We start from the raw sequence: 15,938 nt of genomic DNA on the forward strand, positions 1-15,938 counted from the left end.
TATTCCGCTTGCCTCTTTGCGAGCAAAACTATACAACACAATCCTTTGCTGCTTTGCCTCTTTGCGACTTTGCGAGCAAAAAACTACTTCGTTAGTAACAGTCGCTCTGATTGCAGGGATGTAAATCGCTTATCTGGATTATACTGTTGTACAATGGAAGCGAATTTCTCCGCGTTGGGATAACTCTTCCAGAATACTTCCTGTTTCATGCGGGCATCTTTGGAGAGATAGAGTCGGCCTCCATACTGCAATACAATTTCATCTAGTTCGTCCAGGAATTCAAAGAGTCCCTTACGTACCGGAAAATCCAATGCCAGCGTATAGCCTTCCATAGGGAAAGATATCAGGCTGTCTTGGTTGCCGAATACTTTTAACACCGCTAGGAAAGATCCCCATCCTTTATCGCTGATCCTTTTCAGGATAGCTACCAAGCCGTCTTTATGTTCCAGGGGCAATACAAATTGGTACTGTACAAAACCTGCCTTGCCGTAACCGCGGTTCCAGTGGAGAATGGCGTCTAGGGGATAGAAAAACGGTTCATAGGGAACTACATTATTGATTTCCCGTTTGAGGTTTTTATTATAATAGAGCCAATTGAATATCTTGACAGTCAGTGTATTAAGAATAAATGAAGGCAGATTGAAAGGGATTGTCAATTTTCGTTTAGCCGGCAGCGTAAGAGGGGCCTTACGTTGTTTGTCATTCAGCTCTGCTGGTTGGGCATGTTCTCCTACGATCAGGATACTTCTGCCGAAGGCGTCGCCTTTTTTGAGGCAATCGATCCAGGCCATGGAGTAAGTATAATGTTTATACTCCTCAAATAACCGGATGACATCCTCCAGGTTTTTAGCCTTGATCTGCGTTTGTTTGATATAGGCTGTCTCAATTTTCTTGAGATCGAATTTCACGCGGGTAATGACGCCAGTAAGTCCCATACCGCCACAGGTAGCCCAGAAGAGTTCTGTATGTTGTGTAGGCGAACAGGTAACCGTTTCTCCGGTGCCTGTGATCACATCCATATCAATGATATGATTAGAAAAAGCGCCATCTACATGGTGGTTTTTACCATGTACATCAGAAGCTACTGCACCGCCAATGGTGATGAATTTTGTACCAGGGGTGATAGGGAGAAACCAACCTTTTGGAACAATAATATCCAGCAGTTGGTCCAGTGTTACACCGGCTTGGGTTTCCAGGATACCTTTTTGGGTATCGAACAGCAGTACCTTGTCGTATTTCAGCATGGAGATGCTATGTTTGCCCAAGGAGGCATCACCATAGCAGCGGCCGTTTCCGCGCGCAATTAGTTCATGGTTGTCGGATACGAAGCTCCGCAACTGTTCTTCTTGCGTAAAAGTACTTTCCTCACTGGCTATCGCGGGGTAGTTACCCCAGTTTGCTAACCGTTTTTGCATTATTCAAAGAATCTAACGTTAGTGGGTAAATAAATTAAAACATAAAAACTCAGGACCCACAGGAAAATGGTTAATTGAATAAAACGGTCTTTATATAGGATCTTGGTGGGAGAACCAGTATTGTTCTCCACGTAGGTTATTTGCAAATATCGTAATAATCCCCCAATAACAAAAAGGGAGGTATAATAAAGCCGATAGGTATGGAAACGGGTCTGTGTTTCCGGAGACATGGTATACATCAGGTAGGACACAATGATAACCGCAGACACAAGCCCCAGCATTACATTCATGAAATCCAGGTTGTAGCCTTTGGCCGCCTTGCGCATTTCCTGGCCAGATGCAATCTTGATAAGTACATCATCTCTTCTTTTCGCGATAGCCATAAATAAAGCCAGCAGAAACACCATGATCATCAACCATTCCGACATGGCCACATCAGAGGCAACGCCGCCAGCTTTCACCCGCAGCACAAAACCAATGGCCAGGATAATAATATCCAGGATAGAGATATTTTTTAGGCCGAAGGAATAACCCAGGTTCAAGATGAAATAAATACCCACCACGAAGGCGAATTTCTGTCGTACATAATAGGAGAGACCAAAACCCACCAAGATGCAAAGCGCAAAAATGACGAGGGCCACTGGTTTAGAGATTTCTCCAGAAGCAAGGGGGCGTTTACATTTTACAGGGTGCTTGCGATCTGCTTCAATATCCTGGTAATCATTAATGATATAAATGCTACTAGCAGTAAGACTGAAAGCAATAAAAGCGATTAACAGCTCAGTAATTTTCTCCAGGTTAAAGAGTTGGCCGGCAAAGAAGAGCGGAATAAACAAGAAGGCATTTTTAGCCCAGTGCTTGGGGCGCAGTAATTTCAAATATTTCATCGGGGGACAAAGTTGACGCGACAAGATACAATTTATTCACCTATTTTTGAACCACTTAATGTTACCATTAGATTACACAAGTAGCGAATCCCAAGAATTCTTATGCCAAAATTATCCCTTAAGCCTCAACATTGGGCTATCATTGAAATTCTACTGATCATAGGTTTTGCCCTTATTCCGTTGTTCATGACATTTCCCTACCGGGTGAATATATTCTTATCCTGGGAAGGCGCTTATCGTATTTCAGAGGGGCAGATGCCGTATAAGGATTTCGGTATGCCGCTGGGGTACGGATTCTGGATTGTGCCCGCACTGTTTTTCAAAATCTTTGGACCTCAGCTTATTACCTTAGTGAAGGCACAGGTTTTCCTGAATATCCTGGCGGGGTTGTCCTTTGCTGGTATCTTAAAAGCCTTGGATGTACGACCAGGTATCCGTTTGTTGAGTGTTCTTGTCTTTATCATCTCTTATTCCTTTTCAAATTTTTGGCCCTGGTACAATCATACCGTCATTGTATATGAGTTGGCGGGTTTAAGTTTTCTGCTGCGCGGGTTATTCATGGAACAGAAATTATCAAGATGGCTGTTTATGACCATAGCGGCTTTCTTTCTCTTCCTCTCATTTTTCACGAAGCAAGACGGCGGCGGCATGGCCTTGCTGATTGCGCTGGCGCTGGTAATGTATAATAGCATTATTACTCGCCGCTGGGTGGATATACCTGTATTCGTAGGACTGTATCTAGCCATTGCTATATTGATAATCAAGCCACTGGGACCAGGTTTCGGGTATTGGTTCAATCATGGGCAGGCCCCGCATAATTCCCGGTTCGATCCTTATGATATTTTCACGGAGGTCATGACCAATTCCGTTTGGATTAAAGCCTATTTCTTGTTGGTGATCTTCAGTGTAGCCGCTGGGGTTAGGAACATACGTGTATGGCTTACCGATAGGAAACAGGTGCTCTTTACTTTATTGACACTGGGTATCCTGACAGAAGCAGCTATCTTCCAGATCACCAGTTATACCCCGCCAGATAACAATATCTTCTTTCATGCATTTGCGTTCGCGTTTATAGCCAGCATGTTATGTAATAAGTTGGCTATAAATGTTGATAACGGGAGATTCGTGTCGCTCGGATCATTGTTGCTACTCTTATGGTGGTCGGGGGCCTATTGGAAATACTTTGACCGCCTAACGGAAAGGCTCTTTCCACATCATACGATTGATCAAGTAGCGGCAGTGGGAGGAGAGAATGTTGTCTCCCGACATAACTATATGATTGTTAAACCAGACAGTTCCTTTACAGATGAGCCGGTGGGCAAATGGATCTTTTCGTCCTTGCCTGTGTTTAAAAAAATCTATATGCCGACTTCCACCGTGAATGGCATCAATAGGGTGATGAGCCTTCCGATCGTAAAATCGAAAAAAGAGGGCCTTAAAGTGCTGAATATGACGGAGCTAACACCTTTAGCTGAGGCGATGCCTTATAAGTTGGAAATGGGGCCAGATTACCCCTTATGGTACCATCTGGGAGTAGGTATGTTCAACCGACAACTGCATGCGTTCGAAAAGAAGGTAAGGGAACACCACTATGATTTGGTCATGTTCGAATATGCCCCAGGCTTAAATAACTTTTATCCCTTCGAATTGAGGGATGTGCTCAAAGAAAATTATCAGCTAGTCGATACCTTTTTGGCGCCTCGGCGCCCGACAAATGCCGTCATAGAAATCTATGTAAACAAATAGATAAATATTCTAACGTTAGTATTTAAAATATATATAACTTGCAGACAGCATCCCCACACTGTCTGCATTTCTTTTTTGAAGCGGTTTGTTTTTCTTCTCTGCTTAATATTCCATCATTTCGGCCGCTGGGCTATCCTGATTTTAATAGCATTTCCATTTTGCTAATAATTGATTCTTAATTATTTGTATTCAAAAAGATCAAGCGTTGCTTTAGGTCGCTCTTTTCTCCCCGTAGCCACTGGATTTTATTAACCATCAAAAATAACTTTACTGGTTAAAACTTCTTTGTACCTTAGCTGCTCCATTAAATCATTACGCTAATGATCAGTGAGCCATCTATCAGCAATCTCCGTTTAACGGGTGGCGATCTCTGCCTGGATTTTATCAATACAGTCAGCCACCGTCTCCGACCGGAAGAGGGAGATTACCTGCACTCCTTTCGGGATATCACTAGTTGGTACCAGCATGTAAATGGCATGTCGGACAAAACGATCCAGACACTGGATCGCCTCGCCAAATCTTACCCCCAAAAAGCCGCACAGGTATTTGGGAAAAGTATCCAGCTTCGGGAACTGCTGTATGAGATTTTCCTCCAGGTAATCACTGGCAAAGCACCTGACCCCCAAGCGCTACTGACCCTCTCTTCTTATATCTCCGAGGCCTATTCGAATATGGAACTGGTTTGGAGTAAGGACAAGGGCCTCTTACAATTGCAGTTTAATGCCCCAGCACTGGAGCAGGTGAACTGGCATATTGCCCAGCATGCCCTGGATTTGCTATCTACGGGTCCACTGAAACAGGTGAAACAATGCCCTGGCTGCGGCTGGATATTTCTGGATAAGAGTAAGAATAGTTCCAGACGCTGGTGTAGTATGGCTACCTGCGGAGATATTGACAAAGTGACCCGTTTCCAACAACGCAATAAAAAACGTAAGTAAATGAATCCTCCAACATCCGGTAAAGGCATCAGTACCCAAACATGGCTGTACCTGTTTGCTGTATATATTATCTGGGGCTCTACCTACTTGGGTATGAAAATAGCCACTGCCACAGTACCGGCTTTTTACCTGTCTTCCATGCGCTTTTTCCTGGCGGGAATTGTACTCCTGGCCATTGGCGTATATAGGGAGAGAACACTGCCCAAGTTCCGCCAGATCGTGGCTGCTTCTTTCGTTGGGGTGTTACTGATAGGTATAGGAAATACTACCGTGGCACTGGCCGTTCATTATATGCCATCCGGATTGGTAGCCCTGCTCGTGGCAGCCATGCCTGCCTGGTTCATGGGACTGGACTGGGCCTTTTTCAGTAAGAACAGACCTTCCACCACCACGCTGTTGGGAATTGCCGTTGGTTTCGTAGGACTGTTCCTGTTATTTAATCCGTTCCACCAGGAGAACGTACAGGCCTTTCCGTTATGGCCAGTACTGATTGTTATCCTGGGGAATATTTGCTGGGCCACTGGCTCTCTGATGGTGCCCCGCTTGCCCATGCCGCCACAAATCACTTCCACGGCTATTCAAATGCTGGCGGGAGGCGTTTTCGCCTTACTGGTAAGCGCCATTACAGAGGATAATACTGCCTCCAGCTTCCTACATATGCCTCCTGACGGCTGGACTGCCTATTTCTACCTGGTATTTATCGGATCATTAGTAGGATATACCTCCTATAGTTGGCTGACCCGAAACGCGCCACCCAAATTGACCGCTACTTACGCCTATATTAATCCTATTGTAGCCCTTTTCTTGGGTTGGGCCATTGGCCATGAAAGCATTACCTCTATGGTGATTGCCGCTGCGGCTATTGTGATTGCGGGAGTAGTTTTGATGACTTTAGGAAAAAAGTAAATTAAATGGACCGGGGAGTACCTTGCCCCGGCTTTTTAACCCCTTCGTTTGCATAGCCCCTTCATTTTCTGTATATTGTGAACCATTGCTTTTGATTGCATTTATTGGGAATGCCCTGTCCATCTCCGGATAACCCACCTGAAGAACCATCGCTGCTGTACGCGCTTTATTATCTATCATCTATCGGTTCCGCTCTACGGGTACATTTATTGATTTGTGTGTGCTGTTTCCCATCAGAACGTATTTTGAAAATAGATATATAATAAGACTATGAGAAAAACTATTATTGTATCGAACAGGCTGCCGGTTAAGATTCAGGAACAGGACGGTGCGCATGTCCTGCAGACTAGCGAAGGAGGATTGGCTACCGGTTTGGGGTCTATTTATCGGGAAGGGAATAACATCTGGATTGGATGGCCCGGACAAGTCATTAACGATAAGAAGGAACAGGAGAAAGTCACCGCTCAGTTGAGAAAGATGAACCTGCTGCCGGTTTTCCTCACTGAAGATGAAATCAACAACTATTATGAGGGTTTTTGCAACGAAACACTGTGGCCGGTTTTCCACTATATGTCCGTTTATGCCCGCTATGTAGAAAGTAACTGGGATGCCTATTTCCAAGTGAACCGGAAATTTCGGGATATGGTACTCTCCGTCGCAGAACCAGGAGATATCATCTGGATACATGATTATCAACTGTTATTATTGCCGGGGATGATTCGAACCGAGATGCCAGAAATCTCTATCGGTTTCTTCCAGCATATTCCATTTCCCTCTTTCGAGCTGTTCCGACTGATACCCTGGCGTACCGAGATATTGGAAGGTATGTTAGGAGCCGACCTCATGGGCTTCCATACATTCGATGACACCCGCCATTTCCTGGATGCCGTAGCCCGGTTGTTGCCGGCCCAAGCATCTGCCAATATCGTATCCTTTAATGACAGGGCCATTGTGGTAGAAACATTCCCAATGGGAATTGATGAAAAGAACTATGCCACCCTAGGCATGCACCCAATCGTGCGTGCGAATATGGCGCAGTTGCACGAAGCGTTCAAAACGGAGAAAATGATTCTCTCCATTGATCGGCTGGATTACTCCAAGGGAATATTACAACGACTCGAAGCCTTCGAAAGGCTGTTAGAGCTTTACCCGCAATATATCGAGAAGGTATTTCTGTATATGATAGTAGTGCCTTCTAGGGATACCGTTCCTCAATATAAACAGCTCAGAGAGGATATAGACCAAAAGGTAGGGCATATCAACGCCCGCTTCAGGACACTGAACTGGCATCCGGTGCAATATTTCTACCGTTCCTTTCCGGTGGAGATGTTGTCGGCCCTCTACAACTTCGCCGATATATGCCTGGTGACCCCTATGCGAGACGGTATGAACCTCGTTAGTAAAGAATACGTAGCCAGTCGTATCAATAACGACGGCGTATTGATACTCAGCGAAATGGCTGGCGCCTCCAAGGAACTCGTAGATGCGATCCTGGTAAATCCCAATAATGTGGGCGCTATGCGAGAGGCTATTGTGGAAGCCATCAAGATGCCACTGGAAGAACAGCAACGCCGTATGAAGCTGATGCGCCAGATAGTGAGTAAGTTCAATATTCACCACTGGGTAGAACTGTTCATGACAAGGCTGAAGGAAGTCAATACCATGCAACAGAAGATGCTAGCGCGATTGGTATCACCAGAAACGGCCATGTATATACGTCAAGAATATCGGAAGGCTAAAAGTCGCATTCTCTTCCTCGACTACGATGGGACACTGGTTGGCTTTCAGACAAACATAGACCTCGCAGCACCTGATCCGGACTTGTACCAACTCCTCCGGGAATTGGCTGCTGTACCAGGAAATAGAGTGGTCATGATAAGTGGCCGCAACCATGTGACACTGGGAAAATGGTTTGGCCATATGCCACTGGACTTAGTGGCCGAACATGGCTCCTGGCAGAAAACCAAAGATGGCGACTGGTTTCAGTTGCCAGGCCTCAGTGATAAATGGAAACAGGATATCATGCCTATCCTAGAAACGGCTACGGATCGTACCCCTGGTTCCTTTATTGAAGAGAAGAGCTATTCCTTAGTATGGCATTACCGCAAAGTAGAACCAGGACTAGGGGAGCTGCGGGCCAATGAGTTGATGAGTACCTTGAAATACTATACCAATGAGAGAGGGTTACAGATACTTCCCGGAGATATGGTGATTGAGGTAAAGAATGTAGAGATTAATAAAGGTAAAGCGGCTGAATCGTGGTTACGGGAAGGCACATACGATTTTATAATGGCGATGGGTGATGATGTTACAGACGAGGATGTCTTTAAATCATTACCCCCGCAATCCTATACGATTAAAGTAGGCAGCCAAGTATCTGCAGCTAGATACTATCTACGAAGTTATCATGAAGTGAGGCATTTCCTCAGAACTTTGAAGAAGTAAAAACAGGCGCTGGTGTTTACCCGCCGCGCTTCGCACGGCGGGTAAAACTAAAAACGCGATGCCGAAGGCATCGCGTTTTTAGTTCAGTTGATAGGTACTGTTATAAAAATATTGGTGTATCCAATTTCATAGAAATCCTATAAGCGGCGTTCATCAATCCTACATGACTGTAGGCTTGCGGGAAATTACCCCACTGGCTGCCATTGCCCGATTCCACATCCTCACTAAACAGTAGCAGGTGGTTACAATATTGGAGGAGCTTTTCAAATTCCTTTTGCGCCTCTTCTACGCGTCCTACACAGGCTAAAGCTTCTACATACCAGAAGGCGCAAACCAGGAAAGTCGTTTTAGGCTTTCCGAAATCGTCAGAGTGTAAGTAACGATAGAAAAGACCATCATCTGTTTTTAATTCCTTCTCCAGCGCTTCCAGGTGATCTTTTGCCTTCTGGGAATTGGGGTCCAGGTAGTTCATCATAATCAACTGTAAAGTACTGGCGTCCAGGTATTTGCTGCCTGCTGCATTTGTATATACTTTTCTTTCCGGATCATAGCAGCTTTCAATATGTTCAGCGGCCTTTTCTTTCAAAGCTACTGCACGCTGGATCAGCTCTTCATTCTTTATAGTTCTGGCCATCTTCTCAGCGGCGTTGCATCCAGCCCACTGAAAGAGATTCGTATAGCAGTGAATGTTAGAAATATTTCTAAACTCCCATATACCTGCATCTTTCTCATCAATGGTACGTTCTATTTTCTCCAGCAGCAAGACCACCCACCTGGTGCTGTCTTTTCTTTCAGAGAAAATAAAGCGGTGATCCGTATAAAGGGGCAGCATGGAAATCAGTACCTGTCCGTAGATATCATTCTGAATATGTTCATATGCCTGGTTACCAACACGTACAGGTTGATTGCCCATGTAGCCGTCTAAATGGGGGAGTACTGTTTCTATCAGATCCTTCTTACCGGTAATGCCATACAGCGGCTGGTATCGGAAATCGCCAGAGAAGGAGATATCCGTAATATAGCCGAAGTAGCGTTCCATTTCTTCAAAGTGCCCGATGTGATTGAGGGCGGTGAGTACATAAAAAGAATCGCGCATCCAGCAGTAACGGTAATCCCAATTTCGGCCACTGGTGGGGAATTCTGGCAAACTGGTGGTACTGGCGGCAATGATTGCCCCGGTATCCTCGTATTGATGCATTTTCAAGGTGAGGGCCGAACGGATAACGAAAGGCTGGTAGTAATTGGCGATAGAGGATTGTTTAATCCAGCTACGCCAGTATAGTGTTGTTTCCCGGAGGAATCTTTCTGCGGTGCTTTCCAGGGCAGCTTCCAACGGATGGCCGTAGGTGAGGAGGAGGTATTTGGTATCGTTTAATACGAACAGGTCTTCGTCAATAATATAATTGACAGCAATGTTGGTTGTCAGGCGGATGCGATCTTCACAACCAATAAACTCCACATGGCTACTACCGCGCAGGGGCCGCAGTTGTATGGCGCCATAATCGCAAACTGGTTTACATTTCACTCGTATACGTGGAGATCCTTGCAGTGGTTCCACTTTACGTATCATCATGAGTGGCTTAAACTGGCGTTCGTACTGCATGAAACGAGGTGCGAAATCTGTTACACGATAGCTACCTTCTGCAGTAGTGATTTCTGTACAGAGGACATTGGTATTCTCCATATAATACTGGTTCGTCTCATATTTTCCTTCGGGGAGAATACAGAAGTGGCCACCTTTATGTTTGTCTAGCATGCCGCCGAATAGAAAGGTACTGTCCATCCGGGGCCAGCATAGCCAGTCTACATTCGTGTTAACATTGATATGCGCCATATAGGAGCAGTTGCCGATAATTCCAGTCTGATAAGTATGTCTTTCCATAATACAGTATTATTTAAACGGGAGCTTTATCAAATACATTTCTGCTGTCAAAATGTTCTGGTGGCAAATGCTGTTCCACAATTGCTTGCCCTGGTGGCGGTATTCCCGAATAATACACATGACTTTTTCATAATTATCCCTATTTTTAAGGCTCACAAAGCCTTTACGATGACCCAGACAATGAAAAAGCTACAATATCTTCCCACCTTCCAGGAGGCAGAGCATACTCATCAGCGTATATATCTGCTGGCCGGAGATTTGGGCGGCACAAAGACGAACCTGGCGCTTTTCAGTGCTGTAGATGGCGAGTTGGATGTAGTTAGAGAGCAGACATATGTTTCACGAGACTATACTAATATCACGGATATGTTCACCGACTTTTTGGAGCATAGCAGTGATACACCGGTACAGCGTATATGCATTGGCGTAGCCGGTCCGGTATTTAATGGGAGGGTAGAGCTGACTAATTTGTCGAGGGAATTGACCACAGAGGAGATTCGTCAGGCCACTGGTGTGACCCATGCAGCCTTGATAAATGATTTGGAGGCGACAGCATACGGGCTGGCCACTTTATCTCCTCAGCAATTAACGACTTTACACAGAGGCTCCGCTTCTCATGCTGGGAATATGGCCATTGTTGCGCCGGGCACAGGTTTGGGGATGGCGGGATTGTTTTGGGATGGAGTGTCACATCATCCTTTTGCTTCGGAAGGTGGGCACTCTGATTTTGCTGCGCGGAATGATGCAGATATCCGATTGTTGAAATATTTACAGGAGAAATATGAAATCGTGAGTTGGGAAAGGGTAGTGTCTGGGCCAGGAATAAGGGACATCTATTCATTTCTCAGAGATGTAGAAGGATATGAAGAAAGTAGCACCTTGAGAGCGGCCTTACAGCAGGGAGATGAATCGGCCGTAATTAGTAAATCGGCGTTGACAGGAGAGATGGGGATTACGAAAAAGACGATGGAATTGTTTGTTCGTTATCTAGGACGCGTGTCGGCAGATCTGGCTATGAAATATAAATCCACTGGCGGGCTCTTCCTTGGAGGAGGTATTCCACCGAAGATTGCGCCTTTATTGGAAACAGGCGACTTCTATAATCATTATATCCAGGGCGATCGTATGGCGGAATTGCTGTCGAGTGTTCCTTTGCATATTGTCAATAATGATAAGACAGCCCTTTGGGGTGCAGCCTATTATGCACAACTTCTAAAATAAATTTATACTTTTGCAACCATAGGAAATGGTGTCTTCCTACAATCAAACCGTTTCGCATCGCCGAAGCTGATGGCGCCTACAAATTTTCGACAGGGTAGTAGTCTCCCCTGATTAAGTTTATTTGTAGGAATATGAAACATAACCAATACCTTCCCAAGGAACAATTTACGATTGCTTATCAGCTACTTCGCTGGACCTTATTAGTTACGCCTGTTGCGGTTGTCACTGGATCGCTGGTAGCGCTTTTTCTCTGGTTGCTGGATACGGTAACGCATATACGCTGGAATAATCATTGGCTCTTATTTCTTTTACCGATAGCGGGTATACTTATATATTATATGTATAAGTTGGCTGGGAAGAATGCCGAGAAGGGTAATAACCTTATCATGGAGGAGATCCATCAGCCAGACGGAGGTGTACCGGCGCGTATGGCGCCACTGGTACTTATCACTACCATTATCACACATTTATTTGGTGGGTCTGCAGGCCGTGAAGGAACTGCAGTACAGATTGGCGGTAGTATGGCGGGTTGGATTGGTAGAACGATCGGGCTCACGCAAAGGGATACACGTATTTTATTGATGACGGGAATTGCCGCCGGTTTCGGGGCAGTCTTCGGGACACCGGTTACAGGAGCAGTATTTGCTTTGGAGGTACTAGCTGTGGGCGTTATGCGCTATGATGCATTGGTTCCTTGTCTGATAGCCGCTGTGCTGGCAGATATGGTATGTAGCGCCTGGGGCATCACGCATACTCATTACCAGATATTTTATGAAGCCATTCCATCTACAACAGGAATTCCTTTCCTGCATATGGATGTATGGTTATTGGTAAAAGTAATTGCGGCGGGTGTTGCTTTCGGGCTTACCAGTTGGTTATTCAGTACGCTCATGCATGCGATTAAGTATAACGCCAATGCATATATTAAAAGACCTTGGTTGATACCAGTTGTTGGCGGTCTTATCATTATCCTTTTATGTTATGTTTTCCAAACGACCGATTATCTAGGTTTAGGGGTTACCAGTGAGCATCCGAACGGTGTTAGTATTGTGAACGCCTTCAAGGCGGGTGATCAGATCAGTGATTGGAGCTGGTTATTGAAACTCGTATTCACGGCGATTACGCTGGGAATGGGTTTTAAAGGTGGCGAGGTAACGCCGTTATTTTTTATGGGCGCCACATTGGGACATGCCATTGCCGGCTGGCTGGGCGCACCTGTAGATCTGATGGCTGGACTTGGATTTATTGCGGTTTTTGCGGGCGCCACGAATACACCATTAGCCTGTACGATTATGGGCGTTGAATTATTTGGGACTACACACGTTATTTATTTTGCGGTCGCTTGTTTCACTGCATATTATTTCAGTGGTCACGCTGGCATTTATAGTGCACAGCGACCGGGCGTTGCGAAATATTTCCGCGCCGATTAGAATAGCCTCAAAGGGAGTGAAGCCGTAAAGGAACCTTGCAGGATTCTTTTACGGCTTTTTCTTTCCCCATAACACAGCGTTTTAGCCCCAAAATTCGGCCGCTGAAAATTAAATATTCGAGACATAGGTCACATAAAACATTTTTATCGCATTCTCAGCGGCTTCATTTTCAGGCATCTATTTGATTTTTTGCGACGCCGGGCGCGAAGCGCCAAAAATTTTTTTTTAAAAACCGGGTTTCGGTGGGCCTAGTTTTGTGTGTTCCGAAATTGTCTGATAATCTATCTTATGTTAAATAGAAAATTGGGTTTGGGATTCCTTTAAAGACCCTTCTGCCCGATTTTAGGCAGGTCCACTTTTTATGATTTATTCGGGCCGCCGGAGGGGCTGCTCCGTGTTGTGAATGATGCCGCCTTTGATGTAATTGTTTGAAATCAATTATATTGCTCTCTATGACTGATATTGTAACATTGTTTCGCCCGGTGAATGCAAAAGAGCTAGAGCTGATCCAACAATCCGAATGGAAGGAGTTTCCGCCGCGGCTCCCGGACCAGCCTATCTTCTATCCTGTTTCAAATTTCGAATACGCCAAGCAGATTACGGTTGAATGGAATGTCCCGGCCTACGGTAACGGCTATGTGACGGAGTTTGATGTAGATAAAAATTTCCTATCGCAATATCGCCAGGAAAATGTTGGCGCGGAGCTGCATAATGAATACTGGATTCCCTCTGAGGAATTACCGGCTTTTAATCAGCATATTGTGGGGCCCATCAGGTTTGTATTTGAATACAAAGATGAACCGGCTGAGAAATGAATACAGCATTTGAATTAATTATCCGGGAGACAGCCAGCGCTCTTGCCACCACCATTCCTTTATGGTACGCCGAATTCTTGCAACAGCAAGATCTCCGGACCAGCCGCTATTTCTCTGATACCACCGCTCTATACGGCCTGGAGGAGTTAACAGAAATGAATACAGCCTACGAAATCCAACAGTATATGCCTGGCTATCTGCTGATTGGCAGCAACAGTGGAGATTATGGCCTGCTCATTAACAACGAAACAACAAATATCTACCTGGTGGAACTCGGCTCCCTGAGTTCGGACGATGCCGCTGTTATGGCCCTATCCCTGGAAGACTGGCAGCAGAAAAACTTTAGTAGCAACGAGGAGGACATCTCAGCGCCAAGTCCTTATACCATTCGAAGAAATAAGGCTCTCCAGGAATATGCCCTTACTCCTGATGCCGCCTGGCATAGCTCATTACAGCAAATCCAGCAACAACAAAAAGCCTTGGAACAATCCAAGGCTTCGAATACTATTACATTAAAGGAATATTTGTCCGAGAAACAACGGCTACTAACAGCCATGAATACACTAGCATCAGAGAACAATGGTTATCTGACTTTCATGCAATGGTGGAAATAACTTATTTAACATAATATAAAAAGAGCCCCTATTTTTTCCATTAAAAAGTAGCTGCCGCGGGTTGCTTCGCTTTAACGTTAATGATTGTACGATTAATGAACGGCGCCATAATGATGACCAGCATAATCACCCCTATCAAAATAGCTACCAACGCATAATAATCCATCGCATATTGGAGGAAGGACTGTTTCTGCACAGCGCGCCCCAGCAAGCCCGTGGCGGCTTTCGCGGCTTGATCAGCCGGTAAGCCCCGAGATTGCAATGCCGACTGGTAGCCATGTAGTCTCTCCGATAATCCATCGTCTATCGCCGTGATACGATCACTCAGCCGGGTGGCATGAATTTTTGCGTAGAAAAGACTGAAGTAATTAATCGTAGCAGTGCTGGCGCTGAAGAAAGCAAATCGCACAAATACCCCTATCGCGGCGGCCGACTGGCTCAGCTCAAATGGTACCGATGAAATGGTGAACAAGATGATGGGCGTCATGAGTAACCCCGCTCCTGCCCCTTGTATAAATAGAGGGACGATGAATGTTTGCTGATCAGCTTCAGATGCAAAATGAAAATACATCCAGGCGTGAAATACAAACAGCAGGAAGAACCCCACTAGCCAGATAAACTGTGCTGGGCGTTGACGAATAACAAATCGCGCTGCAATAATGGTTCCAACGGCTATTCCTAAAATATTGTAAATGAAGAGTTCATAAATATGTTGGGGATCCATTCCCAATACGGTAGAGAAATAAGTGGTGGTCACATTAAAGGCGCCACGGATAAGGTACAGCAACCCTATTAACACTAACCCAAATACGAAACCACGATACTTAAACACTTCCATGTGAATCATCGGCCGCTTGCGGGTTAGTTGTCTCACTATAAATACAAAGCCCAGGCCTACCACTGCTGCGATACTCCAAACAATGGTAGGGTCCTGAAGCCAGTAGTATTGTTGTCCGTATATGAGCACATAAGCTAGGCATACCAGGAATGGCGCATACAGGACAAAACTGCCCCAATCCAACTGGTAAAGAGGAACTCTCCTTACCAAATGGATCCGGTTCATCAGTAACAATAGTAATACCGCGCCAGGAACAAAAATGTAGATCATCACCTTGTACAGCACATTGTATTCATAATCATCAATGATCGGGGCGGTAACTAGTGAGGTAAAAGAAGAAGCACACAATATCAGTGCGTAAAAAAAAGCATATCCGATTTCACGGGCATGCTCAGACTTAAGCCGAGAAAACAACAGGGTCAAACAGATACTGGTAACGCCACAGTTCAGTATCCCCTGGAGAAATCGGCATATAAATAATATAGACAGTTCACGGGTATTGTATATGCAATAGGTAACAACTACCTGCAACACAATACATATCAGGAAGTATTCCTTGGTGGAGATACGGCTAAAAAAACGTCGTTCCAATGGTGTAAAAGCGGCCAGGGCAGAGTAATATACCAGCATCGAAAACTGTATATCCTGCGGCTCCACTCCATAAAATCCCGTAGCTGCGTTTACGTTAGCGGTGGCCAAAGCAAACAACATAACGGTTGGCAGCATCACCAGGATGATAGTGAGTCGGATCAGCCATTCCGGCGCCCAGCTTCTGAAATTTGCATCTTTAGACATAACCTA

12 protein-coding genes and 1 riboswitch are annotated in these 15,938 nt (G+C 45.2%); of the genes, 8 read left to right on the plus strand and 4 right to left on the minus strand.

All coding sequences use genetic code 11. The annotated features are described in order from the left end of the window. Positions 1-83: 83 nt before the first annotated feature. Together JO154_RS00760 and JO154_RS00765 are read right to left on the minus strand one after the other, a co-directional pair. Positions 84-1,415 (minus strand): FAD-binding oxidoreductase, encoded by a 1,332-nt coding sequence (locus JO154_RS00760; RefSeq protein WP_291941011.1) that lies wholly within the window; start codon positions 1,413-1,415, stop codon positions 84-86. Then, positions 1,415-2,302, minus strand: a complete 888-nt coding sequence (locus JO154_RS00765; RefSeq protein WP_291941013.1) for a decaprenyl-phosphate phosphoribosyltransferase — start codon at positions 2,300-2,302, stop codon at positions 1,415-1,417. Before JO154_RS00765 ends, JO154_RS00760 begins: the two co-directional genes overlap by 1 nt. 102 nt (positions 2,303-2,404) lie before the next feature. On the opposite strand from JO154_RS00765, the gene JO154_RS00770 reads away from it, so the two are divergent. From JO154_RS00770 to JO154_RS00785, 4 genes are all read left to right on the plus strand, one after another. After that, complete coding sequence (locus tag JO154_RS00770) at positions 2,405-4,048, plus strand: hypothetical protein (protein WP_291941015.1); 1,644 nt, start codon at positions 2,405-2,407, stop codon at positions 4,046-4,048. A 320-nt stretch (positions 4,049-4,368) separates the two neighbouring features. Then, positions 4,369-4,986 carry an ABATE domain-containing protein gene (locus JO154_RS00775; RefSeq protein WP_291941017.1) on the plus strand — a complete coding sequence of 206 codons (618 nt, stop codon included), beginning with the start codon at positions 4,369-4,371 and terminating at the stop codon, positions 4,984-4,986. After that, complete coding sequence (locus JO154_RS00780) at positions 4,987-5,892, plus strand: EamA family transporter (protein ID WP_291941018.1); 906 nt, start codon at positions 4,987-4,989, stop codon at positions 5,890-5,892. It abuts the gene before it with no gap. A 270-nt stretch (positions 5,893-6,162) separates the two neighbouring features. Continuing rightward, on the plus strand, positions 6,163-8,337 hold the full coding sequence (locus JO154_RS00785; RefSeq protein WP_291941019.1) for a bifunctional alpha,alpha-trehalose-phosphate synthase (UDP-forming)/trehalose-phosphatase: 2,175 nt from the start codon (positions 6,163-6,165) through the stop codon (positions 8,335-8,337). Between the two features lie 100 nt (positions 8,338-8,437). On the opposite strand, the gene JO154_RS00790 is transcribed toward JO154_RS00785, so the two are convergent. Further along, a complete protein-coding gene (locus JO154_RS00790; protein ID WP_291941020.1) occupies positions 8,438-10,219 on the minus strand; it encodes a glycoside hydrolase family 15 protein in 1,782 nt (593 codons plus the stop codon). A gap of 168 nt (positions 10,220-10,387) precedes the next feature. On the opposite strand from JO154_RS00790, the gene glk reads away from it, so the two are divergent. The 4 genes from glk to JO154_RS00810 all read left to right on the plus strand — a co-directional run bounded on the left by glk (position 10,388) and on the right by JO154_RS00810 (position 14,299). Beyond that, a complete protein-coding gene (gene glk, locus JO154_RS00795; protein WP_291941021.1) occupies positions 10,388-11,440 on the plus strand; it encodes a glucokinase in 1,053 nt (350 codons plus the stop codon). 12 nt (positions 11,441-11,452) lie between these two features. Continuing rightward, positions 11,453-11,526: riboswitch (Fluoride riboswitch) on the plus strand. A 45-nt stretch (positions 11,527-11,571) separates the two neighbouring features. Then, the gene (locus tag JO154_RS00800) at positions 11,572-12,870 is read left to right on the plus strand and encodes a voltage-gated chloride channel family protein (protein WP_291941023.1); all 1,299 of its coding nucleotides are present in this window, start codon (positions 11,572-11,574) and stop codon (positions 12,868-12,870) included. A gap of 452 nt (positions 12,871-13,322) precedes the next feature. Continuing rightward, positions 13,323-13,685, plus strand: coding sequence for an ADP-ribosylation/crystallin J1 (locus JO154_RS00805; protein WP_291941024.1), 363 nt, complete (start codon positions 13,323-13,325; stop codon positions 13,683-13,685). Further along, positions 13,682-14,299, plus strand: coding sequence for an SMI1/KNR4 family protein (locus JO154_RS00810; RefSeq protein WP_291941025.1), 618 nt, complete (start codon positions 13,682-13,684; stop codon positions 14,297-14,299). The genes JO154_RS00805 and JO154_RS00810 overlap by 4 nt, the downstream gene beginning before the upstream one ends. Before the next feature lie 40 nt (positions 14,300-14,339). Here the strand turns inward: JO154_RS00810 and JO154_RS00815 are convergent, their stop codons facing one another. Further along, positions 14,340-15,932 (minus strand): MFS transporter, encoded by a 1,593-nt coding sequence (locus JO154_RS00815; protein WP_291941027.1) that lies wholly within the window; start codon positions 15,930-15,932, stop codon positions 14,340-14,342. Between the last annotated feature and the right edge of the window lie 6 nt (positions 15,933-15,938).

It is taken from the genome of Chitinophaga sp. (assembly GCF_019236475.1).
Lineage (GTDB): Bacteria > Bacteroidota > Bacteroidia > Chitinophagales > Chitinophagaceae > Chitinophaga.

Bases quoted from the DNA above. Each gene is read 5' to 3' on its own strand.
- JO154_RS00765 (WP_291941013.1), bottom strand. From the start codon at position 2,302: ATGAAATATTTGAAATTACTGCGCCCCAAGCACTGGGCTAAAAATGCC.
- JO154_RS00805 (WP_291941024.1), top strand. From the start codon at position 13,323: ATGACTGATATTGTAACATTGTTTCGCCCGGTGAATGCAAAAGAGCTA.
- JO154_RS00770 (WP_291941015.1), top strand. From the start codon at position 2,405: ATGCCAAAATTATCCCTTAAGCCTCAACATTGGGCTATCATTGAAATT.
- JO154_RS00785 (WP_291941019.1), top strand. From the start codon at position 6,163: ATGAGAAAAACTATTATTGTATCGAACAGGCTGCCGGTTAAGATTCAG.
- JO154_RS00780 (WP_291941018.1), top strand. From the start codon at position 4,987: ATGAATCCTCCAACATCCGGTAAAGGCATCAGTACCCAAACATGGCTG.
- glk (WP_291941021.1), top strand. From the start codon at position 10,388: ATGACCCAGACAATGAAAAAGCTACAATATCTTCCCACCTTCCAGGAG.
- JO154_RS00775 (WP_291941017.1), top strand. From the start codon at position 4,369: ATGATCAGTGAGCCATCTATCAGCAATCTCCGTTTAACGGGTGGCGAT.
- JO154_RS00800 (WP_291941023.1), top strand. From the start codon at position 11,572: ATGAAACATAACCAATACCTTCCCAAGGAACAATTTACGATTGCTTAT.
- JO154_RS00810 (WP_291941025.1), top strand. From the start codon at position 13,682: ATGAATACAGCATTTGAATTAATTATCCGGGAGACAGCCAGCGCTCTT.
- JO154_RS00790 (WP_291941020.1), bottom strand. From the start codon at position 10,219: ATGGAAAGACATACTTATCAGACTGGAATTATCGGCAACTGCTCCTAT.
- JO154_RS00760 (WP_291941011.1), bottom strand. From the start codon at position 1,415: ATGCAAAAACGGTTAGCAAACTGGGGTAACTACCCCGCGATAGCCAGT.
- JO154_RS00815 (WP_291941027.1), bottom strand. From the start codon at position 15,932: ATGTCTAAAGATGCAAATTTCAGAAGCTGGGCGCCGGAATGGCTGATC.